At 49.5% G+C, this 25412-nt stretch carries 28 protein-coding genes; 11 read left to right on the top strand and 17 right to left on the bottom strand.

Going from position 1 to position 25412, the window contains the following annotated elements:
• Positions 1 to 23 precede the first annotated feature (23 nt).
• Entirely contained in the window at positions 24 to 1481 is a 1458-nt protein-coding gene (locus R2103_RS07675; RefSeq protein ID WP_317530882.1) for a M17 family metallopeptidase, read from the bottom strand.
• Positions 1482 to 1654: 173 nt separating this feature from the next.
• Between R2103_RS07675 and R2103_RS07670 the strand changes: the two genes are divergently transcribed.
• Complete coding sequence (locus tag R2103_RS07670) at positions 1655 to 2449, top strand: thymidylate synthase (protein WP_317530881.1); 795 nt, start codon at positions 1655 to 1657, stop codon at positions 2447 to 2449.
• Positions 2446 to 2955 (top strand): dihydrofolate reductase, encoded by a 510-nt coding sequence (locus tag R2103_RS07665; RefSeq protein ID WP_317530880.1) that lies wholly within the window; start codon positions 2446 to 2448, stop codon positions 2953 to 2955. Before R2103_RS07670 ends, R2103_RS07665 begins: the two co-directional genes overlap by 4 nt.
• 112 nt (positions 2956 to 3067) lie before the next feature.
• On the opposite strand, the gene R2103_RS07660 is transcribed toward R2103_RS07665, so the two are convergent.
• The 4 genes from R2103_RS07660 to apbC all read right to left on the bottom strand — a co-directional run bounded on the left by R2103_RS07660 (position 3068) and on the right by apbC (position 7565).
• A complete protein-coding gene (locus R2103_RS07660; protein ID WP_317530879.1) occupies positions 3068 to 4243 on the bottom strand; it encodes a type III PLP-dependent enzyme in 1176 nt (391 codons plus the stop codon).
• Between the two features lie 353 nt (positions 4244 to 4596).
• Positions 4597 to 5862 carry a TIGR03790 family protein gene (locus R2103_RS07655; RefSeq protein ID WP_317530878.1) on the bottom strand — a complete coding sequence of 422 codons (1266 nt, stop codon included), beginning with the start codon at positions 5860 to 5862 and terminating at the stop codon, positions 4597 to 4599.
• A 34-nt stretch (positions 5863 to 5896) separates the two neighbouring features.
• Entirely contained in the window at positions 5897 to 6463 is a 567-nt protein-coding gene (gene dcd, locus R2103_RS07650; RefSeq protein WP_121164714.1) for a dCTP deaminase, read from the bottom strand.
• A 13-nt stretch (positions 6464 to 6476) separates the two neighbouring features.
• A complete protein-coding gene (apbC, locus tag R2103_RS07645) occupies positions 6477 to 7565 on the bottom strand; it encodes an iron-sulfur cluster carrier protein ApbC (protein WP_317530877.1) in 1089 nt (362 codons plus the stop codon).
• A gap of 126 nt (positions 7566 to 7691) precedes the next feature.
• Here apbC and metG point away from each other — a divergent pair, with 126 nt between their 5' ends.
• From metG to R2103_RS07620, 5 genes are all read left to right on the top strand, one after another.
• Positions 7692 to 9797 (top strand): methionine--tRNA ligase, encoded by a 2106-nt coding sequence (gene metG, locus R2103_RS07640; protein WP_317530876.1) that lies wholly within the window; start codon positions 7692 to 7694, stop codon positions 9795 to 9797.
• A gap of 10 nt (positions 9798 to 9807) precedes the next feature.
• The gene (locus R2103_RS07635; RefSeq protein WP_317530875.1) at positions 9808 to 10179 is read left to right on the top strand and encodes a DUF4440 domain-containing protein; all 372 of its coding nucleotides are present in this window, start codon (positions 9808 to 9810) and stop codon (positions 10177 to 10179) included.
• A 24-nt stretch (positions 10180 to 10203) separates the two neighbouring features.
• Entirely contained in the window at positions 10204 to 10959 is a 756-nt protein-coding gene (locus R2103_RS07630; protein WP_317530874.1) for a YggS family pyridoxal phosphate-dependent enzyme, read from the top strand.
• Positions 10959 to 11192 carry a DUF2442 domain-containing protein gene (locus R2103_RS07625; protein WP_317530873.1) on the top strand — a complete coding sequence of 78 codons (234 nt, stop codon included), beginning with the start codon at positions 10959 to 10961 and terminating at the stop codon, positions 11190 to 11192. The genes R2103_RS07630 and R2103_RS07625 overlap by 1 nt, the downstream gene beginning before the upstream one ends.
• Positions 11193 to 11301: 109 nt before the next feature.
• Positions 11302 to 11931, top strand: a complete 630-nt coding sequence (locus R2103_RS07620) for a hypothetical protein (protein WP_317530872.1) — start codon at positions 11302 to 11304, stop codon at positions 11929 to 11931.
• A gap of 63 nt (positions 11932 to 11994) precedes the next feature.
• Here the strand turns inward: R2103_RS07620 and R2103_RS07615 are convergent, their stop codons facing one another.
• Together R2103_RS07615 and lgt are read right to left on the bottom strand one after the other, a co-directional pair.
• Positions 11995 to 12267: a SemiSWEET family sugar transporter gene (locus R2103_RS07615; protein WP_317530871.1), complete on the bottom strand. Its 273-nt coding sequence runs from the start codon at positions 12265 to 12267 to the stop codon at positions 11995 to 11997.
• 155 nt (positions 12268 to 12422) lie between these two features.
• The gene (lgt, locus tag R2103_RS07610; RefSeq protein ID WP_317530870.1) at positions 12423 to 13247 is read right to left on the bottom strand and encodes a prolipoprotein diacylglyceryl transferase; all 825 of its coding nucleotides are present in this window, start codon (positions 13245 to 13247) and stop codon (positions 12423 to 12425) included.
• A gap of 99 nt (positions 13248 to 13346) precedes the next feature.
• Between lgt and ilvD the strand changes: the two genes are divergently transcribed.
• The 3 genes from ilvD to R2103_RS07595 all read left to right on the top strand — a co-directional run bounded on the left by ilvD (position 13347) and on the right by R2103_RS07595 (position 16048).
• Complete coding sequence (gene ilvD / locus R2103_RS07605) at positions 13347 to 15020, top strand: dihydroxy-acid dehydratase (RefSeq protein ID WP_317530869.1); 1674 nt, start codon at positions 13347 to 13349, stop codon at positions 15018 to 15020.
• 204 nt (positions 15021 to 15224) lie between these two features.
• Positions 15225 to 15536 (top strand): c-type cytochrome, encoded by a 312-nt coding sequence (locus R2103_RS07600; RefSeq protein WP_090315797.1) that lies wholly within the window; start codon positions 15225 to 15227, stop codon positions 15534 to 15536.
• A gap of 95 nt (positions 15537 to 15631) precedes the next feature.
• Positions 15632 to 16048 (top strand): OsmC family protein, encoded by a 417-nt coding sequence (locus R2103_RS07595; protein WP_317530868.1) that lies wholly within the window; start codon positions 15632 to 15634, stop codon positions 16046 to 16048.
• A gap of 95 nt (positions 16049 to 16143) precedes the next feature.
• Here the strand turns inward: R2103_RS07595 and R2103_RS07590 are convergent, their stop codons facing one another.
• From R2103_RS07590 to R2103_RS07550, 9 genes are all read right to left on the bottom strand, one after another.
• Positions 16144 to 16752, bottom strand: coding sequence for an HDOD domain-containing protein (locus R2103_RS07590; protein WP_317530867.1), 609 nt, complete (start codon positions 16750 to 16752; stop codon positions 16144 to 16146).
• 23 nt (positions 16753 to 16775) lie between these two features.
• The gene (locus R2103_RS07585; protein WP_317530866.1) at positions 16776 to 16949 is read right to left on the bottom strand and encodes an HDOD domain-containing protein; all 174 of its coding nucleotides are present in this window, start codon (positions 16947 to 16949) and stop codon (positions 16776 to 16778) included.
• Positions 16950 to 17162: 213 nt separating this feature from the next.
• Positions 17163 to 18107, bottom strand: coding sequence for a lipoyl synthase (gene lipA / locus R2103_RS07580; protein WP_317530865.1), 945 nt, complete (start codon positions 18105 to 18107; stop codon positions 17163 to 17165).
• Positions 18097 to 18765: a lipoyl(octanoyl) transferase LipB gene (gene lipB, locus R2103_RS07575; protein WP_317530864.1), complete on the bottom strand. Its 669-nt coding sequence runs from the start codon at positions 18763 to 18765 to the stop codon at positions 18097 to 18099. Before lipB ends, lipA begins: the two co-directional genes overlap by 11 nt.
• Before the next feature lie 9 nt (positions 18766 to 18774).
• The gene (locus tag R2103_RS07570) at positions 18775 to 19041 is read right to left on the bottom strand and encodes a DUF493 domain-containing protein (RefSeq protein ID WP_317530863.1); all 267 of its coding nucleotides are present in this window, start codon (positions 19039 to 19041) and stop codon (positions 18775 to 18777) included.
• Positions 19042 to 19061: 20 nt separating this feature from the next.
• Positions 19062 to 19931, bottom strand: coding sequence for a D-amino acid aminotransferase (locus tag R2103_RS07565; RefSeq protein ID WP_317530862.1), 870 nt, complete (start codon positions 19929 to 19931; stop codon positions 19062 to 19064).
• Between the two features lie 30 nt (positions 19932 to 19961).
• Positions 19962 to 21083, bottom strand: a complete 1122-nt coding sequence (locus R2103_RS07560) for a D-alanyl-D-alanine carboxypeptidase family protein (RefSeq protein WP_317530861.1) — start codon at positions 21081 to 21083, stop codon at positions 19962 to 19964.
• 93 nt (positions 21084 to 21176) lie between these two features.
• Positions 21177 to 21722: an NUDIX hydrolase gene (locus R2103_RS07555; protein ID WP_317530860.1), complete on the bottom strand. Its 546-nt coding sequence runs from the start codon at positions 21720 to 21722 to the stop codon at positions 21177 to 21179.
• A 41-nt stretch (positions 21723 to 21763) separates the two neighbouring features.
• Positions 21764 to 22612: a DUF2914 domain-containing protein gene (locus R2103_RS07550; RefSeq protein WP_317530859.1), complete on the bottom strand. Its 849-nt coding sequence runs from the start codon at positions 22610 to 22612 to the stop codon at positions 21764 to 21766.
• Positions 22613 to 22711: 99 nt separating this feature from the next.
• Here R2103_RS07550 and ligA point away from each other — a divergent pair, with 99 nt between their 5' ends.
• On the top strand, positions 22712 to 24784 hold the full coding sequence (gene ligA, locus R2103_RS07545) for an NAD-dependent DNA ligase LigA (RefSeq protein WP_317530858.1): 2073 nt from the start codon (positions 22712 to 22714) through the stop codon (positions 24782 to 24784).
• Between the two features lie 61 nt (positions 24785 to 24845).
• Here the strand turns inward: ligA and R2103_RS07540 are convergent, their stop codons facing one another.
• The gene (locus R2103_RS07540; protein ID WP_317530857.1) at positions 24846 to 25412 is read right to left on the bottom strand and encodes a hypothetical protein; all 567 of its coding nucleotides are present in this window, start codon (positions 25410 to 25412) and stop codon (positions 24846 to 24848) included.

Raw genomic sequence — 25412 nt, 5'->3', positions numbered from 1 at the left:
ATTTCTGATTGCAAATATCGATTTCAAACACTTTTTAGCAGCTCGATCGCCCAACTGACCCCAAATCCGGTAATATCGCTATCCACCGCGCCCAAGCCGCCCTTATGGCTGCTAGCCGATAAATCCATATGTAACCAAGGTGTATCGCTGACAAAGCGCTGCAAAAAACAAGCGGCGAGAATATGATCGAATTCTCCGCCTAGTTCGCATTGCTTGATATCCGCAATGGCGCTTTCAAGACTTTCTTCGTAATCGGAATCCATCGGGAAAACACACACACGCTCACCGCTTTCTTTGCCCGCGGCAACGGCGACTTGTAACAACTCATCGCGATTGCTGAAAATTCCGCTGTAGCGGGTTCCTAGGGCAGTTATCATACTGCCGGTCAACGTAGCGAAATCGATGATCAAATCGGGTTTTAATTGGTTGGCTAATGTCAAAGTGTCCGCCAATACCATTCGTCCTTCGGCGTCGGTATGCACGATTTCAATGGATAGCCCGCTGAGTGCCGTGATGATGTCATTTTGTTTATACGCCCGAGGACTGATGTGGTTTTGCGCAATGGCTAGCCAGCAATCTATTTTAATTGGGATTTCAGCGCGCGTTGCGGCAAGCAGAATGCCCAATGCGACGGCCGATCCGTTCATATCCTCATGCATTCCTTGCATATGCCGGGCCGGTTTCAGATTATGGCCGCCGGTATCAAAGCAAATGCCTTTTCCGACAATCGCGATGGTCTTATTGTCCGGATTTTGTTTGCCTTGATATTGCAGATGAACGATGGCGGCGTCTTCGGTATCACTGCCTTGTGCTACCGCCACAAAAGCGCCGGCGCCGATTTCTTTCAATTTATTGAGATCGTATTCCTGATATTTCCAGCCCTCATTCTCAGCCAATTTCTTAATTTGCTGGCGATAAGTGGTGGGTGTTAATTCATTGGCCGGTAATGCCGTCAAACCGCGCGCAAGCAAGTTCCCTTCTGCCCGGGCGCGTTGCAGCGTAAAGTTTCCAGCATCTTTGTAGCCATATAAAAAAATTTTCTCCAGCGGCTTTCTGACGGGTTTATTTTTGCGCACCGGGAGTACGGCGCCATTCACCCAGCTGGTAAAAACAGCCAGTTCGGAAAAGATTTTTCTTTGTTGCGTTGTGCCATGCACGGTAATATGCAATTCAACAGGATTTTCCCCAAGCAGCAATTTGACCGCTTTTCGCACGGTGGTTTGTTGCTCGAATACGGTTTGGTTCGTGTCGACCATTGCCCAAGCGCATAGCTCGCCATCGGGAAGATTTGCGCTGACTGGCGTTGCGATCAGATCCGTTAATTTGATCTCGCGGCGCAGAAGTAATTTATTCAGTGATTCTTCACCGGGAATATCATGTTTCTTAGGGAGCTTTTCTAACTTCGGGAGGATTACGAGAATATGCGATGCTTTAGTAGATGGATCGATCGATGATGTATTTTGGAAAAGGGATGCCAGCATTGAAAGCTTTCCTGTTGTATAGTTTTTTTTGAATGACAAAATTGTGCGTCATTGCATTAAGAATGATAGCTGTAATTAATATTGATATTATATACGTCTTATACCCATTGTGGCTGGGATAGACTTACAACGCATGGATTTATTCTGATTCTACCGGGGAGTTTCAAATAGGGATGCATCAATATCTCGAATTAATGCAGCATGTCATTGACCACGGTCATCGTAAATCGGATCGGACGGGAACGGGGACACTATCGGTTTTTGGCTATCAAATGCGTTTTAATCTGGCGCATGGCTTTCCTTTGGTGACAACGAAGAAATGTCATTTGAAGTCGATCATTCATGAGCTGCTGTGGTTTCTGCAAGGCAATACCAACATCGGCTATTTGCAGCAACATGGTGTATCGATATGGAATGAATGGGCTGATGCGAATGGCGATCTCGGCCCGATATACGGCCATCAATGGCGTTCCTGGACGACAGCGGAAGGCGGACATATTGACCAGTTGCAGCAGGTAATTCAGCAGATAAAAGATACGCCCGATTCGCGCCGCATGATTGTGTCGTCATGGAACGTGGGGGATTTGCATAAAATGCGCTTGCCGCCATGCCATGCTTTTTTTCAGTTCTATGTGGCGGATGACCGGTTATCGTGCCAGCTTTATCAACGCAGCGCGGATATTTTTCTCGGCGTGCCGTTTAACATCGCATCGTATGCCTTGCTGACGCTGATGATTGCGCAGGTGTGCCGACTCAAAGCCGGTGATTTTGTGCATACCTTGGGCGATGCGCATCTTTATCTCAATCATTTGGAACAGGCCCGTGAACAACTGTCGCGCGAACCCAAACCTTTGCCAACTATGAAATTAAATCCCGGTATCAGGGATATTCTGGGTTTTCACTATGAAGATTTCAGCTTGGAGAATTATGATTCCCATCCTGCTATCAAGGCGCCGGTAGCGGTATGACGGCATTACGTCTATCCATCCTGGTAGCAATGGCGAAAAATCGGGTTATTGGCCGGGATAATCGATTGCCTTGGCATTTACCGGCTGATTTGAAACATTTTAAGTTTCTAACGATGGGGCAAACCATTGTGATGGGACGTAAAACCTATGAATCGATTGGCAAGCCTTTATCTGGCAGAGCTAATATCGTGATTACCCGCCAAATGGATTATGAAATACCCGGGGCTGTCGTCGTCAATTCTCTGGAAGATGCACTGCTTGTTTGTGAAGAGACCAACACGATTGACACTGAAAATTTCATCATCGGGGGTGAGAAGCTTTACCAGCAAACGATTAAAATTTGCCAGCGCATGTATATCACCGAAATTCAAAGCAATTTTGATGGTGATGTGTTTTTCCCAGAATTTAATCCCGGCGACTGGGAAGAAACGCAGCGCGACAAACACGTCGAGGAAAATTTAGAATATCACTTTGTCGTGCTTGATCGTAAATCAAGCACGACATAAGCTATAATTCCCGTGATTTTTCAAGCTATTTGAAGCAGAAATGGTGAAGTAATGCAGCCACTTCACCATTTCTATTGACGATTCTTAATCAGGCTTACCCAATTCTGGAAACTTAAATCACTTTTACATCAGGTAATGGAAAGCCATTAAAATTGCTGGCGTATGCCGTCGTATAGGCGCCTGCATTAGGAATATAGATGAAATCGCCTTCTTGTATGTCGTTGGGCAACATCAAGTCGTGCATCAGGATATCCACGGAGTCACAGGTTGGTCCGGCAACTGACCATGGAATATTGCTGCCTTTCCGATCGGTGAGAATCTCATAGCGTAAACCCTCGGTCATTTCAATGACACCGCCAAACATGCCTGCATCCCAGTACATCCAACGTTTTCCATTGCGCGTTGCTGTTCCAACCACGCGGCAGACAAAATAAGCCGAATCCGATACCAAATAGCGGCCTGGCTCTGCCATGATGCGGAAATTATCCGGTAAATCGGCAATAGCGGTATTAATGACTTCAGCAATAACTTCGATGGAAGGAATCGGTTTGATGTGGCGAACCGGGTAGCCACCGCCGATATTGAGCAAGCGGGGATTCAAGCCAGCTAGTTGCATTTCAGCAAATACTTTTTTAGCCCGTTCGATACCGACACGCCAATTTTGCGGATTACGGCATTGCGAGCCGACATGAAATGTGACACCCGCTAGATCTGCTTTGAGTTTTGCGGCTTCTTGAATGATTTCATTGATATCGGCTAAGTGTGTGCCGAATTTTCCGGCTAATGGCCAATCGCTGCCGATATTGGGGGTATCGATGCGCAAATACATTTTTGCATCGGGTTTAACGCTGAAGATTTTACGCATTTCTTCAATGCTATCGAGTACGTACCACTCAACGCCTTTTGCTGTGGCGTATTCGAGATAAGCTCTGGATTTCATCGGATTGCTGTAAAAAATTTCAGCAGCCGGTACACCCAATTTGAGTAATACGTCTAACTCAGCGATTGAGGCAATTTCAAAACCAGCGCCTTCTTCGATCAGTGTTTTCAGTACACGCTCATCGGGGTTAGCTTTGACTGCATAATGCGGATGCACTCGAGGCATTGCAGTCTTGAAGCGCCGGGTTTTTTGCCGGATTATATTGCTGTCAACCAGTAAAAAAGGTCGTCGATAACCTTCATTTAAAGCATTTCGGACATGCTCAAAATTCAGACTGACTTCAGGGTGCGTATCAAACAGAACTTCAGATTGGTCGGATTTTTGAAGTGTGGACGAGAGTATAGCCATGCATATGCTCCTTTATAAAACGCTACGTTTCAGGAATGTGAATATTTACTAAATCCGCGGGAGCAAAAAAGTTCTTGGTGCTTCTCATGATGACCTCCTTATCGGTGAATTTCCTGGATTTAAATTTGCACGCATTATAGTCTGCATTCGGGGCAAATCAAGCTTTTTTTATCTGTAATTATATTCAATATAAAACAATAGCTTATGTAGTTATAATTTATGCCCTATTAGACGGGTATTTAGCAAAAAAGTTTAGCGTGTTTTTGAAGTTTGTTTTGCGTGACTGTCTAGTTTTAATACACATGGAAATATTGAACGCACGATTTCTTGGATATCCATAAATTTGGAGTTGGTTAATTCCAGTGTAACTTCAAATAACCATCCGTTTTTTCATTGAACTTTAAAAGAAATCGATTCTCTCCGCGGCGAATGGTCTGGGGTCGCGAAGCTAACTTGAACGGTCCGGCAGCAGAATGTGATTTTTCTATTTTTAATCGTCCAACTCGGGGTGAGAAAATTTTCAATTCAAACCGGTCTGTACTCATTTCACGTAATAGTGGCGCAAATGGTTTCGCTAAAGGTTCGCCAATGAACACGCCTTGTCCCGGCCACGCGACGCTTTTCCAATAAGCCTCAAGCGCACTGGCGCCCAATGCATAATGAAACATGGCGACTACCGGGGACGGGAATTTTTGCGGGAAACTGCAAGGCTCAATGACCGTGCCATAGCTTGCCGTGGCGCCTGCTTTCAGCCAGCGCAAGCTGCTCATCTGGGAAGAATCGGTCAGCATGCCGCCCACCGATGTCAGGTGATCGGCCAGTGCACCGGGGATAAACTCGAGCGTGTCCAACGAGGATACGTGGGTAAGCCCGGTAAAATAAAACAGCACATCCTTGCGGTCTGAAATGAAATCGGCTTCCAATACCTGCACTGGAAAAATGCCGGTAAATTCTTTTGCCGTCTCAGCGAAAGTTATTGCGCGTGTACTGCGCGCTTTATCCGAGGTGTTCAACAAATATGCTTGACCTTTGGGAAATGTATGATCGGATGCAATGCCCCGGTCAATCAAATCCTTAATCTGCGTAAACGAAGTGCCGGCCAGCATCATAGCCGGACGTATCTTATAGTCATCGAATGGGTAAGAGCCGAGCGCATTGAAATAAGGACTCGGTGCTGTCGGTTCGCACTTATCGGCGCAGTATTTTTTGTCGAAGCCAAATGCCAAGGCGGAAGTCAGCGACATGCATTCCACCCGGTACGGAGCTGTCCAGGCGACGGCGAATGCTTGCACATGCTCAGGTGTAAGCCGGTCAATTTTAGCTTTCAGCTGCTTGAATTCCGTTGCAGTCAGGGTGGTGCGGCCGGGTGGGAAACGCAGATGAATGACATTGACTTCCGGTATCTGCCGTGCACGCTGATAGTAGCTGCCTACTTGCTGGGAGAGCGGGTCGCTGTCATTGATGATAATAGCGATATCTTCCGGCATTAAGCCGGTACGTGTCAGAGAAATATGCTGCAAAGCCTCTGCCGCAAGCGTCACGGGAAATGCAGAGAATAAAATCAACGCGAGAATAACTGGAAACCTTTTGATTCGTTTTGCGCATATTTGAGTCAACATCAATGAGTCTCCACATGGTTTTATTCCTTTGACTTCAAATTTTCGGCAATGTTACGCCTTGTTGACCCTGATATTTTCCGCCCCGGTCTTTGTACGATGTTTCACACACTTCATCCGATTCAAAGAAAATCACTTGCGCCACGCCTTCATTCGCATAGATTTTGGCGGGCAGGGGGGTGGTGTTGGAAAACTCCAGCGTGACATAACCTTCCCATTCCGGTTCGAATGGCGTGACGTTGACGATAATGCCGCAGCGCGCATAGGTCGATTTACCCAAGCAGATGGTCAGCACGTTACGCGGAATGCGGAAATACTCGACGGTGCGCGCCAGTGCAAAAGAATTAGGCGGGATGATGCAAACATCGCTTTTAACATCGATAAACGAATTAGAGTCAAAATTTTTCGGATCGACAATCGTGGAATTGATGTTGGTGAATAACTTGAATTCGTCCGAACAGCGGATATCGTAGCCGTAACTTGAAGTTCCATAGGAAACGATACGTTGATCGTCTTTATGGCGGATCTGGTCGGGCTCGAACGGCTCGATCATGCCGTGTTCGAGCGCCATGCGGCGTATCCATTTGTCTGATTTAATCGTCATTCTTCAATTCTTCCTAGTCATTTTCCATTACGATCTTAGCGAACAGTTCCGAGTGATCTTCGGCAGACTCCGCCACCTTAACGGCAATTCGCCGCGCAATTAAACGGTAAATGCCGGCAATTTTGCCGTCCGGTTCTGCAACCACGCTGGGTTTGCCCGTATCGGTGTGCTCGCGGATCTTGATATCGAGCGGCAATGCGCCCAGGAATTCGACGTTGTAGTCCTGGCACATTTTTTCGCCGCCGCCGGTACCGAAGATGGGTTCGGTATGTCCGCATTGCGAGCAAGTGTGCGTGCTCATGTTTTCCACGATACCCAGAATCGGGATGCCGACTTTTTCAAACATCTTCAGACCTTTGCGCGCATCGAGCAAAGCAATGTCCTGTGGTGTGGTGACAATAACGGCGCCGGTCACCGGGATTTTTTGCGCCAGTGTGAGCTGGATATCGCCGGTACCAGGCGGTAAATCAACGACGAGATAATCCAAATCCTTCCAATTGGTATCGTTGAGCAATTGCTGCAAAGCCTGAGTCACCATCGGTCCGCGCCACACCATCGGCGTCTCGGCGTCGATCAACAAACCGATCGACATGGCCTGAATACCATGCGCTAGCATCGGTTCCATGGTCTTGCCGTCATGTGATTCCGGATGGCCGGTAATGCCGAGCATTTGCGGCTGCGACGGACCATAAATATCCGCGTCCAGAATACCCACGGATGCGCCTTCTGCCGACAATGCCAGCGCCAGATTGACTGCCGTTGCCGATTTGCCGACACCGCCTTTGCCGGATGCCACGGCAATAATGTTTTTAACGCCGGGAATCAGCTTAACGCCGCGTTGCACGCCGTGAGGAATGATTTTGCTGCTCACGCTCACCTGGATAGCGCCGATACCCGGCACCGCCTGCAATGCTCCGGTAATTTGCTGTTGTACTTGATTCTTGACGCTATTGGCGGGATAACCGAGCTCAATGCCGATGGTTACGTTGTTTCCTGCAATTTGAATCGCGCTAACGGATTTTGCAGTCACATAATCTTTATTCGTGGTTGGATCGATGGTTTGTTGCAATACAGCTTGTATTTGTTGTTCGGAAATGGTCACTACAAAACTCCTTTTTACTACCGCTGAGCGGCTCACAATTTAATCGGGAAATGGTAACAAATATCGGGAATGCACACACAGTTTGTTACAATTGACACTTATTTAATCTGATTCGTTTAATAATTAATGAACAAGCGAAAAATTCTGGTGACTTCCGCGCTGCCGTATGCCAATGGCAGTATCCATTTAGGTCATTTGGTGGAATATATTCAAACGGATATCTGGGTGCGTTTTCAGAAAATGCGCGGACATACGGTTTATTATGTGTGCGCCGACGATACGCACGGTACGCCGATCATGCTGCGTGCGGAGAAGGAAGGTATCACACCGGAAGCTTTGATCGCGCGTGTTCATGCGGAACATTCCGGCGATTTTACCGGCTTTCACATCCAGTTTGATAATTATTACAGTACCCACTCGCCTGAAACGCGGCATTTCTCCGAGGATATTTACGGCAAATTGAAAACCGCCGGATTGATCGCGATTCGCGGTATCGAGCAACTGTACGATCCGGTCAAGAATATGTTTTTGCCGGACCGTTTTGTCAAAGGCGAATGCCCGAAATGCGGCGCCAAGGATCAATACGGTGATTCCTGCGAAGCGTGCGGCGCGGCGTATGCGCCGACCGAGCTGAAAAATCCGTATTCCGCGGTTTCCGGCGCAAAACCGGTCAACAAATCTTCCGAACATTATTTTTTCAGTTTATCCGATGCGCGCTGCGCCGATTTTCTGCGGCAATGGGCCTGCAATGGCGACCATCTGCAACCGGAAGCGGCCAACAAAATGCGCGAATGGGTCGGCGAAGCCGGAGAAAATAAACTCTCCGATTGGGATATTTCGCGTGATGCACCGTATTTCGGCTTCGAGATTCCCGGCGCGCCCGGCAAGTATTTTTACGTCTGGCTCGATGCGCCGATCGGTTACATGGGCAGTTTCCAAAACTTATGTGCGCGTGAACAAATCGATTTTGACGAATTCTGGCAACCGCAATCCGATACCGAGTTGTATCACTTCATCGGCAAGGATATTCTGTATTTCCACGCGCTGTTCTGGCCCGCGATGCTGAAAAACGCCGGTTACCGTACACCGACCAAGATTTTCGCGCATGGTTTTCTGACTGTGAACGGCGAAAAAATGAGCAAGTCGCGCGGCACGTTTATCACCGCGGAAAGTTACTTGAAACAAGGTTTGAATCCCGAATGGCTGCGCTATTACTACGCCGCCAAGCTGAACAGCACCTTGGAAGACATCGACCTGAACCTGGACGATTTCGTCGCGCGCGTCAATTCCGATCTGGTCGGAAAATTCATCAATATTGCCAGCCGCTGCGCCGGTTTTATCACCAAACGCTTTGACGGTAAGCTGGTGTCCGGCGAGCAATATCAAGCATTGCAAGCCATCGTGAACGAACATTTTTCCAGCTGGCGCCCCGAAGTCATCGAACAAGCCTTTGAAGAACGCGAATTTTCCGCAGCCATCCGCCAAATCATGAAATTCGCCGATGAGGCCAACGAAATGATTCACAATTTAGCGCCGTGGGAAATTGCCAAGCATACGGATCGCGCTGACGATTTACACCGCGCTTGCAGTCTCGGTATCCAGTTGTTCTATTTGCTATCGCGTTACTTGAAGCCGATCCTGCCCGGTACCGTGCAGCAAATCGAGGCATTTCTCAATGGCGAACCGCTGACTTGGCCGCAGTTGCGCGCTGATCAACCGGTTTCGGATTTGTTATTACCCGCAGGACATACCATCAACACTTATCAGCACTTGATGACACGCATCGACACCAAGCAAATCGACGCACTGATCGCCGCCAATACGCAGAGCCTGAGCGCTGCGCCACCGCAATCGCCGGTGCGGCATGCCGAAAAGCAGCAGCATGCGATTGCGCCGGTTGCCGAAACGATTTCCATTGACGATTTCAGCAAAATCGATTTGCGCATCGCCAAGATTGTCAACGCCGAGCATGTGCCGGGTGCGGAAAAATTATTGAAACTGACGCTCGATATCGGCAGCGAGCAGCGCACGGTATTTGCCGGGATTAAATCCGCGTACGATCCGGAGCAACTGAAAGGGCGCTTGACCGTGATGGTCGCCAACCTCGCGCCGCGGCAAATGAAATTCGGCTTGTCGGAAGGCATGGTACTAGCGGCCGGTGGCGGCAATCCGGGTGAATTGTTCATTCTGTCGCCGGATTCCGGTGCGCAACCGGGCATGCGCGTCAAGTAATTTGCTGCGAATGGAATTGAATGCACTCGCCAAACTGATTCAGCAGCTGGAACTTAGCTTGCTGCAAAGCGATCTGACCGCGCATCCCGGATTGATCGACGAATTGCTGGCGGAAGATTTCGAGGAAATCGACCAGCAAGGAACAATCCGTACCCGAAACGACGTAATCAACTGGCTGATGTGCAAAGATCCGGGCATGCACTGGGCGTTCAAGGATTTTCGTATCAAGGTAGTGTCCGGGGATGTGGTGCTGGTGATTTATTCGCTGCAAAAGCCCGATCAACCCGATGCCGGAAGTGGAGGATCGACCCGGACCTCGCTTTGGCGGTACCGCAACAATCAATGGAAAATGGTTTTCCATCAAGCATCCAGGAAAAATTAATCTCTCGCACAACAGGAGCAGGCCGTGGAACTCAACGAAGAGCAACAACAGCAATTTAACGATATCAAGAATAACCTCGCTACCGTCAAGCAGCGCATCATCGATGCCTGCAACAGAGCCGGACGCGACCCTGCCAGCGTGCGCCTGCTGCCCGTGACCAAAACCGTATCGCCCGAGCGGCTACGCATCGCCTTTGCTGCCGGCGTCGATGAAATGGGTGAAAACAAAATCCAGGAAGCGCGTGAAAAATCCGAAGTTCTGGCCGACTTGGGCATCAAATGGGCGATCATCGGCCACCTGCAAACCAACAAAGCCAAATACCTGGCGCGTTTCGCCAACGAATTCCAAGCGCTCGACAGCCTCAAAGTCGCCGAAGAGCTCGACAAACGCCTGCAAAACGAAGGCCGCGCGATCGACGTCTACGTGCAAGTCAACAGCTCCGGCGAAGAAAGCAAATTCGGCCTGCCACCCGAAGCCGTGCGCGATTTCGTGCAACACTTGCCGCAATTCTCATCGCTGCGCATCAAAGGCCTGATGACGCTGGCGATCTTCTCCGCCGACCACGACCGCGTGCGCGAATGCTTCGTCAAAATGCGCAACATCCAAGCCATGCTGCGCCAGGAAGCCCCTGCCGGATTATCGTTCGACGAACTGTCGATGGGCATGTCGGGCGATTACGAACTGGCGATCGAAGAAGGTGCTACCGTGGTGCGCGTCGGCCAAGCGATCTTCGGTAAACGGCCGCTGCCGGACAGTCATTATTGGCCGGGACTGGGGTGATGAATAAAATGCACGTTTTAGCAAAAAGCGTGCAATTTTCCGGTGGCGATATGATTGTTGCGCTAGTCGATGGAAGAACAATCGCGATTCCTTTGAGTTGGTTCCCCCGCCTTGCGACAGCCAGCCAAAAACAACTTGCCAATTATGAGCTACTGGGTGACGGCGAAGGCATTCATTGGCCGGATATTGATGAGGATTTGAGTTTGGGAGGTTTGTTGCGAAGAGATCGTTAGTTGGGAGTCAATAAATTATTTTTTTGTTATCGTAAGATGCAAGAGCTGACACCGTTGTGCCAAATGTAGATTCTGACTGCAACAACCCGTCACTTAACAAGGAGAGATAGTGGCACTAATTGCTGGAATACGATTTCAGTTTGATTTGAACTTTCATGAAATTGATCTTCAAGGAGCTGAATCGTACCTCAACGATATAACATCAAGATACTCCGACATTATCTATAACCAGAAAACAGATATTCTGGTAAAACTCGAAGAAGGAAGCTTAAGAGCGACGATGCTAGTTTTAGGTACACTATATATCGGAATCGGGCAATATGGATCTTTTCGTTCAGGAATTGATTACATGATCGATGATGCTAAGTCATTGATGAGTTTGGTTACAAGTCAGATAGTAAAAAATGGAATGAATGAAGGCAATATCATGGAGAAAGAGAGGGTTCACTGTGATCCCGATAAAATACGAAGAGTTTTGCTTTCTATAGAACGCCTTGAGTCAAATAAAAACCTGGCACCGGAAGAAATTAAAAAAGAAATCTCAAAAATTAAAACATCAGTGCGTAATATATGTGGTTACTTAAGTTACGAAGATGCAGGTTTCTTCGTATCATCGATTCGGCAGAAATATTGGCCTGATGACCGTAATATTCCCTATTTTATTGAGCACTATAATTTAGCTTTGCGAGAAGAAGATAAGACCAAACCTAAGTTTACAGCGTTAAGCACGGTAGGTTGAGCTGCCGAAGAAAGCCCAACATTAAACGGCGATCAATCGGGATTGGTTGGATGATAAATCAATTCATCCATTATTCTCCGCGCGGGCAAAGTGGAAAAATGCGCCGACCGTCAGGGAATTGATGGCGATGGCGATGATGTTCCAGACAATGACCGGCATGGAATCGATCAAGACGCCGTAATAAACCCAGGCAATCTGAAACACGCCCATGATCCCGGCCATGGTTGGATTCATGCCTTGAGCGCTTTTCCGTTTGAGCATTGCGTACAAATCCGGAACGGCGGCGAAAGTGGTGCCGAAGCCAGCGATGAATCCGATGATTTCATGCCCTTCCATTCAGGTCCCCCCGTTATTTTTTGTTTGTATCCCGTGAATCGAAAGCGCCGTGGGTTGAACTCGCGAATCTCAATTCTTTCCCTCGTTCGTGATATCCCTTCCAGTGTTACTGTAAAGACAGTCACACTGATGAAGGAACCAATTCGCAAGAATTTCTAGCGTTTCTTATTTTTGCGCTGATTATTTTGCGGAACGTTGAGCGTTTGCCGTCTTGACCACATCAATGCCGCGATGCCTGCCAGAATCATCGGGATTGATAACCATTGGCCCATGGTAACGCCGAGTGTCAGAATGCCCATGAAGCCATCTTCCGGTTCGCGGAAGAATTCGGCAAATGAACGCAAAACACCGTAGCCGATCATGAACATGCCGGTGACTGCGCCGGTTGCGCGCGGTTTCGATGAGTAAATCCAGATGAAGATAAACAACAGCACGCCTTCGAGCGCGAATTGATACAGCTGGGACGGGTGGCGGGGGAATTCGTCGACATAGGGGAAAACCATGCCCCAGGGCACATCGGTGTGGCGTCCCCACAGTTCGCCATTGATGAAATTGCCGATGCGTCCCGCGGCTAATCCCAGCGGAATCAGCGGGATGACGAAGTCCGTGACAGTCAGCCAGGACAATTTGTGTTTGCGCGCCAGCAATACCATGGCGACGAAAACACCGAGAAATCCACCATGAAACGACATGCCGCCTTCCCAAATGGCGAAAATGTGCAGCGGGTGGTCCAGGTAGTAACCGAATTGATAAAACAGCACATGCCCCAGGCGTCCGCCTAGAATTACACCGAGCATGCCGTAAAACAAGGCGTCGTCGAGCATTTCATAGGTGAAAGCCGAGTGCGGATTGTGTTTGATGCGATACCGGCCGAGCAGAATGAAGAGCGTGAAACCGAGCAAATACATCAATCCATACCAATGAATGGAAAGTGGCCCCACGGAGATGGCAACGGGATCAATTTGCGGATGAACTAGCATAGTTTCGGCCTTATTTACGGTAAAATAGCGGCCATTATACCAAGTGCGTTTGTGTGCGCCTTGTCATAAATCGTATTTTTATCTCATTCAGGAGCAAGCATGCCAGACAATAAACGTAGCCAGATTATCACCCAAGGAACACAACACGCACCCAGCCGCGCCATGTTGCGCGCGGTCGGTTTCAGTGACGGGGATTTTAACAAGCCGATTGTCGGCGTGGCTAACGGTTATTCGACGATTACGCCGTGCAATAAAGGCTTGAACGAACTGTCGCTACAAGCGGAATCGGCGCTGAGGAAAGCCGGGGCGATGCCGCAGATGTTCGGCACCATCACGGTATCGGACGGGATTTCGATGGGCACCGAAGGCATGAAGTATTCGCTGGTGTCGCGTGAAGTGATTGCCGACTCGATTGAAACCTGTGTGCAGGGGGGGAGCATGGATGGCGTGATTGCCATCGGCGGTTGCGACAAGAACATGCCGGGTGCGATGATCGCGATTGCGCGCATGAATGTGCCGGCAATTTTTGTCTACGGCGGCACGATCAAACCGGGGCACTATAAAAATCAGGATTTGACGGTGGTCAGCGTATTTGAAGCGGTAGGGCAGCACAGCGCGCATAAAATCGACGCTGAAGAGCTATTGCAAATCGAACGGCATGCTTGTCCCGGCGCCGGTTCGTGCGGTGGCATGTTTACCGCCAACACCATGTCGTCCGCTTTTGAAGCGATGGGCATGAGCTTGCCGTATTCTTCCACGATGTCTGCCGAAGACGGCGAAAAAATGATCAGCGCCGGGCAATCCGCCGAAGTGCTGGTGAATGCCATCAAACAGCAGATTCTGCCGCGCGATATCATCACGCGCAAATCCATAGAAAATGCCGTTGCCGTGATCATGGCGGTGGGTGGTTCGACCAATGCGATCCTGCATTTCCTGGCGATTGCGCATGCCGCCGAGGTTGAATGGAGCATAGACGATTTCGAACGGATTCGTGGCAAAGTACCGGTATTGTGCGACTTGAAACCTTCAGGTCGCTTCGTCACGGCGGATTTGCACCAAGCGGGCGGTGTGCCGCAAGTGATGAAAATGCTGTTGAATCATGGCTTGTTGCACGGCGATTGCATCACCATCAGCGGGCAAACGATCGCCGAAGTATTGAAAGATATTCCCGATACGCCACGCGCAGACCAAAATGTGATCCGGCAATGGGATAATCCGATGTATGCGCAAGGACATCTGGCGATTCTGAAAGGCAATCTGTCGACCGAAGGCTGCGTGGCGAAAATTTCCGGCATTAAAAATCCGAAAATTACCGGACCCGCACGCGTGTTTGAATCGGAAGAAACCTGCATGGCGGCGATTCTGGAACGTAAGATTCAACCGGGCGATGTCGTGGTGATCCGCTACGAAGGCCCGAAAGGCGGCCCTGGCATGCGGGAAATGTTGTCGCCGACGGCCGCGTTGATCGGTGAAGGGCTGGGTGATTCCGTCGGTTTGATCACCGATGGACGTTTTTCCGGTGGTACCTATGGCATGGTGGTTGGTCACGTTGCGCCGGAAGCTTTTGTTGGCGGCACGATTGCATTGGTACAGGAAGGCGACTCGATCACCATTGACGCCGAGCAACGGCTGTTGCAATTGAATGTGTCCGATGATGTGCTGGCAAAGCGCCGTGCAGCCTGGCAACCGCCGCAACCGCGTTACTCGCGCGGGGTATTGGCGAAATATGCGAAACTGGTTTCCAGCGCCAGCGCGGGAGCGATAACGGATTAAATCGGTAGCGCTGACATGAAGAACGATCTGATCTGGTTTCTTCATGCTCTGCTGGAACTAAATAATTTAACCTTAAGTCTTAGCAACGCAGTATCATCAGAGTTTGCAGCAGCGCCGGTAATCACAAACTTACAGGAATTGCTGCAAGTCTGTAAAGTTCGGGTTAGAATATCAACCCTTTTATAATTTTAATAAGGAAGAGATATGAAAAAAGTTTTAATCGGAGCAGTTGCTGCGTCAGCGATTTTATTAGCTGGTGTTGCTCAAGCTAATGCTGATTTGGCAAAAAACAGTGGATGTTTGAATTGCCACAATGTTGACGCTAAACTGGTCGGCCCAGGCTTAAAAGATGTTGCAGCTAAATATGCAGGTCAAGCGGATGCTTCTGCATACCTGGCAGATAAAATATTAAAAGGAAGTAGCGGTGTTTGGGGCCCAATCCCAATGCCACCAAATGCTAACGTTAGCCCAGAAAATGCTAAAGTATTAGCTGACTTTATTCTGTCACTGAAGTAAGTCGTTCTGAATTCAGGAAAGCCGACGCATAACAACGTCGGCTTTTTATTTGCCCGGATATTTTGCAAGAAAGCTTGGTATCAATGGAGGGAGCAATGAAAACTCGTATCAAATGGAAAGGGAATGTCAGCTTTGAAGCTGAATCCGGCAGCGGTCATGCGGTATTGATGGATGGTGCGCCGGAAGCTGGCGGACAAAACCTCGGGCCGCGTCCGATGGAAATGCTGTTAATGGGATTGGGCGGTTGTACCACGTTCGATGTGGTATTGATTCTGAAAAAAAGCCGTCAGGACATCACCGATTGCGTGGTTGAAATCGAAGCCGAACGCGCTCCGGTCGATCCGAAAGTGTTCACCCATATCCACTTGCATTTCATTATTACCGGACATAATCTGAATCCGCAGACCATTGAACGTGCGATTGACTTATCTGCGGAAAAGTATTGCTCGGCTTCCATCATGCTGAAACAAACGGTAAAAATCACGCATGATTATGAAATTATTGATGCTTGATGATAATTTTCTGCGCCAGCATTGCTGGATCGGTGACGGCTGGAGTCTCGCAGGCGTTTTAAACGGGCAATTCAATGGATGCCCGTTTATGTTTTCTATACACACAGCGCTTCTGTTAACGACCTCACTTCCGCCTCCGAGTCCTTCAGCACCGCACTCAATGTTTCCTCGTCGGTTAATAAATCGATATTCGCAACGCTGTAACCCATTTGGTTTGAGGGCAGAATAAACGGGGATTTGACGGGTGCCAGTTGATCGGCGAACAGCAGCGTATCACCGAGGGTGGAAGGGGGAAATGTCAAATAACCGCGCCATAAATAGACGATGCTGTCGATCACAGGCTCGGGAACCCATAAGGCTTTGAGAATGGCGGTGCCGATTTTAATTTCACACTCCAGTTCCGTCTCGTCTTCCAGATCTTCGTCACTGTTCCAGGAACTGGCGATGCTTTCATCGGCCAACCCAGGATAGTATTTTTCTCGCGCTAACAGATAGAACCAGCTAATTTCGTGAATGATTCCCGCGAACATTGCCGTATCCGGATCTTGTTTTGTAATCCGGCGGGCGATAACCTGCGCCAGCGCTGCTACATGGGCGGAATGCTGCCATAATTGCGTCACCATTTCGTTTCGTACTTGTGGCCCGGTAAGCTGCTGCACCACGACAGCTGTTGCCAGGTTGCGCACGGTACGCAAGCCGATCAAGGTAATCGCCGAACGTACATCGGTTATTTTTTTCCCGACCGGTTAAATACTACCGAATTGGCTATCGCCACGACTTTGGCCGACAGGAGCGGTTCCAATTGAATGAATTTGATCACCATCTCAAGATTGCAATCGGGATCATTTAACGCTTTATTGATTTTGATTGCCGCATGAGTCGAGGTGGGAAAGTTGTTCAACTTCAGCAGCTAACGCACTTAAAATTGCGCTTTTTTCCATACAAATCCCTTTTCACGAGTGAGTCAAGGCATGGTCTATCGTCCATACTTCTCAGCTTACGCTAGGATTGTGAATAATGATCTGATAAAAAGCGCAATGAATTGAAGCTATTTCCAACGCTGTTGACCTGTACTGCAAACGTGCAGTTCATGCGCAGCAGTGCGTTCCGCGGTTTAAAGCAGGCCGGATTCGTGCGCCTGTTGATCGGCGTGATAACTGGAGCGCACCATCGGGCCGCAGGCGGCGTGGCTGAAACCCATTTCCAGCGCGGCTTGCTCAAAAATTTTGAAACCTTCGGGTGTGACGTAGCGCATGACCGGCAGGTGGCCGATGCTGGGTTGCAGATATTGACCGATAGTGAGCATTTCCACATTGTGCTCGCGCAGGTCGCGCAATACTTGCATGATTTCTTCGTCGGTTTCGCCCAGTCCGAGCATTAAGCCGGACTTGGTGGGGATGTGCGGAAATTGTGCTTTGAAATCCTTGAGCAGTTTCAGCGAGTTTGCATAATCAGCGCCGGGACGGCATTGTTTGTACAAGCGCGGCACGGTTTCGAGATTGTGGTTTAAGACATCCGGCGGGCAGGCGGCGAGCTTTTCTAGCGCTACTTCAAGGCGCCCGCGGAAATCCGGTACCAAGGTTTCGATTTTGGTATGTGGCGAATGCGTGCGGATTTCACGGATGCAATCGGCAAAATGCTGTGCGCCGCCGTCGCGTAAGTCGTCACGATCCACGCTGGTGATGACCACATAGCGCAATTTCATGGCACCGATCGATTGCGCCAGATGCAGCGGTTCATCCGCATCCGGTGGTTTTGGGCGGCCATGCGCGACATCGCAGAAAGGGCAGCGGCGCGTGCATAAATCACCCAGAATCATAAACGTGGCGGTGCCTTTACCGAAGCATTCGCCGATATTCGGGCAGGATGCTTCTTCGCATACGGTATGCAATTTATGTTCGCGCAGCAGCCGTTTAACTTCGTAATAATTTTCGCTGTTGGATGAGCGTACGCGAATCCACGAGGGTTTTCGCAATAATTCGTCGCGCGATTGCGGTGCTATTTTGACGGGGTTACGTGCTGTTTTATCAGTGCCTTTTTGGCGGGTATCAGTGGTCATGTTGTTCCGTTAATCGTTTTGTGAGAAGTTTTTCTTGTAATTGGCCAGCCAGTTTAGTGCTTAAAATGTCCACGCCATCGGGAATGCCCAGGTTTTTGGTTTGCGTCACTTGTAATCCTTGATAACCGCAGGGATTGATGTAGGAAAACGGCGTTAAGTCCATATCCACATTCAATGCAATGCCGTGGTAGCAGAAGTTTTTCCTGATTTTGAGTCCCAACGAAGCGATTTTGGCATTTCCTACATAAACGCCTGGGGCTTCAACGCGCCCGGCAGCTTTAACGCGATAGTCATCGAGTAAGCCGATCACGGCGCTTTCCATCAGTCTGACCAATTCACGTACACCGAGTTTCAAGCGGCGTATATCCAGCAGCAAGTAAGCGATGACTTGCCCCGGCCCGTGGTATGTGATTTGACCGCCGCGATCCGTTTTGACTACCGCAATTCCATGATCGTGCAGCAGATGCTCGGGTTTGCCTGCAATGCCTTGGGTAAAAACCGGCGGGTGCTGCAATAACCAGATTTCATCGCGCGTTTGTTCGTTCCGGTTGTCCGTAAAATCCTTCATGGCCTGCCAGGTCGCCTGATAATCGGATAATCCCAGGGTTTTGACGATGAAGTGCTGCGGTGTGCAAACAGAAGTGGAAAGATTTTGCATCGGCAATGATCACAATACCACGGCAACTGAGGGATGGCTGGATAGCGCCTGGTACAGAGCATCCAATTGTGCCCGGGAAGTGGCGCGAATGGTGCACGTCAGGCTTAAATACGTGCCATTTTTACTGGCCTTCACCGCTATCGTCGCAGTATCGAAATCGGGAGCATGAAATTTAACGATTGCCAGCGCAATTTGTGTGAAATCCTGTTGCGCTTTACCCATGATTTTGATGGGAAAATCGCAAGGGTATTCGATCAGTGACGGCTGTTCTGACATCGGAAAATTCAAGCCACCGGTTATGAATTCGAGCAACCGCAGGAATGGCCGCGCATATTGGTGGCTTTATAGTCCTGGTACAGCGCGTGTAAACGGGCAAACAACGGCCCCGGTTTTCCCTGTCCTACCGGTTGATTGTCCAACGACGCGATTGGCATGATTTCTTTGGTCGAGGATGTCAACAGAATTTCATCCGCCGCGCGGACTTCCGCTTCCGTGATTTCACGGATTTCGTGCGGTATTTTATTCGCTGCTGCCAATTCAAGCACCACATCGTAGGTAATGCCGGGCAGCATCAGATTACTTTTTGGAGGAGCCAGCAGTACGCCGTTTTTAACGACAAAAATATTACTGGCGGCGCCTTCGGTGAGGAAGCCGTCGCGAATCAGGATCGTTTCAAGCGCATGGACATCCACCGCCAATTGCCGCAGTAGCACATTCGGTAATAATGAAATCGCTTTGACATCGCAGCGTATCCAGCGGTTATCGATCGCGGTAATGGCCGAAGCACCGCTGGCCAGCAGTTCCGCAGGCGGTGGTAGCAACGGGTTGCTCATGATGAACACAGTAGGCGGTACATTGACCGGAAACGCATGATCCCGTTTGGCGACTCCACGCGTGATGTGCAAGTAGAGATATTGATCTTCTCCCTCATTTTTGGCGATGACTTGTTCCAACAAGTTTTTCCATTCGTCGTTGCTGAACGGATTTTTCAAGCGGATTCCATCCAGGCTGTGTTGTAGCCGCTTGAGATGTTTAGGGAGGCGGAAGGGTTTGCGCGAATAAGCCGGGATGACTTCATAGATGCCATCGCCAAAGATAAAACCGCGATCCAGCACGGGGATGCATGCTTCTTCAATGGGCATAAACTTACCGTTCAGATATATCATGCGAACCTTCTATGATGTGTTAAGACTGGATTAATTAAAGAGTAATTTTACACTATCCCAAGCACGGCCGATGAAGTTCGCCGTGTCGACTTTCTCCAGAGCGACCAATGGATAGGTTTCAACGGTTTTGTCATCCAGCGTGAATTTTACCGTGCCGACTTCCTGTCCCAATTGCACCGGTGCGATCAGCGGTTGTTTGTATTCCATGGTGGCTTTGAGTTTGTCGCCTTGACCTTTAGGGAGAGTGAAATAAACATCCCGGTCGAATCCCGCTTTCAACTCGTTTTGCGTGCCTTTCCATAAATGGATGGTGGTCAGTGAATCGTTCTTTTTATATAAATGCAGTGTGTCGTAAAACTGGAAACCGTAATTGAGCAGGCGCTGGCTCTCGATGCTGCGTGCATTGGCGGATTTCGCGCCGATCACCACCGATATGAGCCGCCGCTTATCGCGAATCGCGGAAGTAATCAGACAATAGCCAGCAGTTTTAGTCCATCCGGTTTTCATGCCGTCGACATGCGGGTCGATCCATAACAACCGGTTTCTGTTCGGTTGCGTAATGTTGTTGTAGGTATATTCTTTTTGTGAATAGTGCGGATAGAATTCGGGAAAATCACGGATGATGGCCGTTGCCAGCAGTGTCAGATCATGCGCCGTGGTGTAGTGCTCCGGATCGGGCAAACCGGTTGAATTGGTAAAATGCGTGTTTTTCATACCCAATCGGCCCGCTTCTTTATTCATCAGATTGGCGAAGCTGGCTTCCGATCCTGCAACCACTTCCGCCAATGCGATACAAGCGTCGTTGCCGGATTGCACAATCATGCCGCGGATCAATTCTTCCACGGTAACCTGTTTGTTGGGTTGGATAAACATGCGCGAGCCGATCATACGCCAGGCGCTTTCAGACACCGGAACCGGCTGATCCAAGGCAATCTGCTTTTGTTTGATGGCGGAAAACACTACGTACGCGGTCATGAGTTTTGTTAACGAGGCGGGCTCGATGCGCTCATCCGCATTTTGACCGGCCAACACCTGACCGGTCTGGAAATCCGACAGTAAGTAAGCTTTAGCAGAGATGGAAATATCTTGTGATTGGGCAGGTACTGACGAGACGGTGAGGCATACTAGCAATAGAACGAATAAATGCTTCATAAGAGTCTGGAGTCTGCAAAAAATAAACATTATAGCTTGCCATCCGGGAATCTAAAACCTTCGAATTTATGAGCGAAGAAACAATGACCTTGCTCAGGAGCTGCTGGATGGTTTGTCGATGACACCCATGTGAAACCCCAATTTTCCTTGGCTGCGTTCCTTAAAATATTGCTTTAAGGGGTCATGAATGACGCGAAACGCCATCTCGTCCCAAGGAACTTCGTGTTCGGAGACCAGTTTGACTTCCAGGCTTTCAATGCCGGGTTTGAAATCGAGATCCAGCAATCGTGCGCGGAATAAGATATAAACTTGGCTGATATGCGGCAGGCTATAAACAGCATACAAATCGCCGATTTCTACCCGTGCATTGGCTTCTTCCAGCGTTTCGCGTGCGGCGGCTTGTTCCAGCGTTTCATTATTTTCCATAAAACCGGCCGGTAGAGTCCACCAGCCTAAGCGCGGTTCAATGGCGCGGCGGCACAATAAAATTTTATCTTCCCATTCCGGAATGCACCCGACCACCATTTTGGGATTCTGATAGTGAATGACCTTGCACGTCGTGCATACATAGCGCGGCAGTGAATCGCCTTCGGGTATGATCAACTCAACGGTGGCACTACAATGACTGCAAAATTTCATGGGTAAATCCTTTAGTGCATGCGGTGGGATGTAAGCGCGTTTTACTGTTCGGTGACGGTGAATTTCCGGGTTGCCAATGGATTTCCGGATTCATCGACTAATTCAACGCGCCATTCGCCCAGCCGCCGTTGATCCAGTTGCTTGCTGGCATGCGTGCGCCAATTGTTGTTGTGCACCTGCAAGTTTAACTTTGAATCCAGTTTGTCATTGTAATACCAGTCGATACGGATTTTCTTTCCCCGCATATTTTTTAAATGCAGATAAAAATGAATCGGTTTGGATTCACCCGGTTGCAGTTGTACAGTGTCAATCGAATCGACCGGCTCACGTGCGTCTATCGCGTGACTTAATTGCGCACGGATAACTTCGGCATGATCGGATGGTTGCTGTGGTTTTGCTTGTACAGCCGTTTTCGGCGCCGTTTTTCCGGCGTTACCGGATGCGATCCGCTGCGGTTTTTTTGCGGGTATTGGAACCGATTTGGCGGCAACGTGTTTTGTACCGGGCTCGGCTGGTTTCACCAGGGGTTTCTGCACGCTGATCGATTCGCCCGGTTGTGTTCCGGCGGTATTGTTGGTTGTGGCGGATTCCGCCGCGGTTTTTTCCGGGGAAACGGCCTGTCCGGAAACTGCAACGGCGGTGTGGCCGGACGCAATGGTCTCATCGGCGGTTTTCTCAGTGCCGCCGCTGGAAAAGAGTAAATAACCGGTCAAACCGAGAATGGCTAGCAGCAATGCGGCTGCGATGGCGATTTTGTTCCAGTCCAGCGTTTCTTCGTAAGTGACTTCCGGTTCGGGATAAATCTCTTCGATGGCTTGTGGCGGTTGCTGAATCTGAATACGGATTTTTAATTTATTGTTGCTCATGTCGCGTGTCGTTTCTTGAGACATTGGGATTTGGTAAAGGAATTTTTCGATGGAGTGTGCAGTATAAAGGATTTTTCATAAATTACTGAAACCGCGTTTTGCCCGATTGGTTATACTTTGGCCATGCATGAAAACATTCAGAAAATAAATCAGCGCGCACAGGCATTGCGTGCGGAGATCGAGCTGCATAATTACCGTTATTATGTGCTCGATAATCCATCTATTCCCGATGCGGAATACGATCGATTACTGCGTGAATTACAGCAAATCGAGCAGGACTATCCGCAACTGATTACCCCCGATTCACCGACGCAACGGGTGGGCGCGGCACCGCTCAAAGCGTTCGCGCAAATCACACATGCTATTCCGATGTTGTCATTGAGTAATGCGTTTGACGATAGCGAAGTCGAGGCCTTTGACCGGCGTGTGCGCGCTGGCTTGGCACTAGAAACCTCGCAGGTTGCATGGCTAGATCTCGATCCTTTAACTGTTGATTGTATCGAGTATACCGCGGAACCGAAATTCGACGGACTGGCGGTCAGTTTGCGTTATGAAAATGGTGATTTTAAAACCGGCGCAACGCGTGGCGATGGCTATACCGGTGAAGATATTACGCTGAACCTGAGGACGATCCGGTCAATTCCCTTAAGATTGCCGCTGGTTCATCCACCCGCTTTGCTGGAAGTGCGCGGCGAAGTGTTAATGTTGAAAAAAGATTTTCAGCGGCTGAATCAGCAGCAATTGGCCAAAGGCGAGAAGGAATTCGCCAATCCGCGCAACGCCGCCGCAGGTTCGTTGCGTCAGTTGGATCCCGGCATAACGGCGACCCGGCATCTTACTTTTTTCGCGTATGGCATCGGGCAATGTGACGATGCGGATTTGCCGCGGGATACGCATTATCGGATGCTGCAATATCTTTCCACTTTGCATTTTCCGGTATCTCAGGAATGCCGGATAGTGGCGAGATTAGACGGATTGCTGGATTACTATCAAACGATTGGCGCTAAGCGTGATGCTTTGCCATACGACATCGATGGCGTCGTGTATAAAGTCAATTCATTGGCATTCCAAGAGAAACTCGGTTTTGTGTCACGCGCGCCGCGCTTCGCCATCGCGCACAAATTTCCGGCGCAGGAAGCCATCACGCAATTGCTCGATATCGATGTGCAAGTCGGCAGAACCGGTGCTTTAACGCCGGTGGCGCGGCTGCAACCGGTATTTGTCGGCGGTGTGACCGTAACCAATGCAACCTTGCATAACGCCGATGAAATCGAGCGCAAGGATGTGCGTATCGGTGATACCGTCATTGTGCGCCGCGCCGGTGATGTGATTCCGGAAGTGGTTTCGGTGGTAGCGGAAAAACGTCCCCTTGGCGCTTTGGTATTTACCATGCCGGAACATTGTCCGGTGTGCGGCGCGAAGGCGGTACGCTTGCCGGACGAAGCGGTCGCGCGCTGCACCGGCGGTTTATTCTGTCCGGCGCAACGCAAACAGGCGATTTTGCACTTCGCGTCGCGCCGCGCGCTGGATATTGAAGGATTAGGGGACAAACTGGTCGATCAGATGGTCGATAATGCCATTATCCGCACACCGGCGGATCTGTATAAATTGGGATTGACTGCACTGGCCAGTCTGGAACGCATGGCGGAGAAATCAGCCGGGAATATTCTGCGAGCGATTGAGAAAAGCAAACACACCACACTGGCCAGATTTATCTATGCGCTCGGCATCCGCAATGTCGGCGAAGCGACGGCGAAAGATCTGGCCAAGTATTTGGGTAGTCTGGACCGGTTGATAGCGGCGGACAGCGAACGTTTGCAGCAAATTCCCGATATCGGTCCGGTGGTGGCGCAGAGTATTGTGGATTTTTTTGCCGAGGCGCATAACCGCGAAGTCATTGAACAACTGCGCGCCTGCGGCGTGCATTGGGAAGAGAACGAAGGTAAATCCGCGCAAAACGGCTTGGCAGCGCCGTTAAGCGGCAAAACGTTTGTGTTGACGGGCACCTTGCCGACGATGAGCCGCGAAGAAGCCAAAGAAAAAATCGAAGCGCTGGGCGGCAAAGTCAGCGGCAGTGTTTCCAAAAAAACCGATTATGTCGTCGCCGGGGCCGATCCCGGCAGTAAATACGACAAAGCAGTGAGTATCGGAATTACTATTCTTGATCAAGCCGGATTAGAGGCGTTGCTGAAATAATCCATCACCGCCGTCATGAGAATAAAATGACAACAACAAAGTTGTCATTTTATGCTTTGAGTTACAACGTGTTATCTTTGGTTAGGGTGAATGTTCCGGCAGGAATGCCATTGACACTATACCCATAAGTTCCAGCCGGAAGTCCGTAGACCTCGAGGGGAATGATTTTTTCGTACGGCACCAGCGCCATTGTGCATGCTATCCCTTCAGGGAATGGATTAGGCCCGACATGAAGAATAATTTCAAATGTATTGTCCTTGAGCGCCTGATTGATTTGCTGAAAGTACCCGCAACCATCTGAGAATTGCCCGGTGATTTTGAGAAAAACCTGGACCGGTGATGAATCTACAATGATGGCTTCAACTTTTTCATCATAGGTCGCAGGGCCGGGAATAATTTTAGTTTCGACAAACTGCTTGAGTTTCCAGCTGTTTGTCGAAGTTTCGAACTGAAATTCCGCGCTCTGAAAGCTACCCGGTTGCGCATCGGTATCAACACGAGGGATGATTAATTTTCCATCGCGAAAGACCGGGTAATCGGAGGCATGGGCACTGTGTTGCGAAAAAACAAGACTTGCGAGTAAAACGGAAATTCCGATCGCCAGGTATTTTGTTGTGAAGATCTGCAT

The sequence above is a fragment of the Nitrosomonas sp. Is24 genome, assembly GCF_033063335.1.
GTDB lineage: Bacteria > Pseudomonadota > Gammaproteobacteria > Burkholderiales > Nitrosomonadaceae > Nitrosomonas.
Note: the sequence above shows the minus strand (reverse complement) of the source record. Positions and strands in the feature narration are given on the sequence as shown.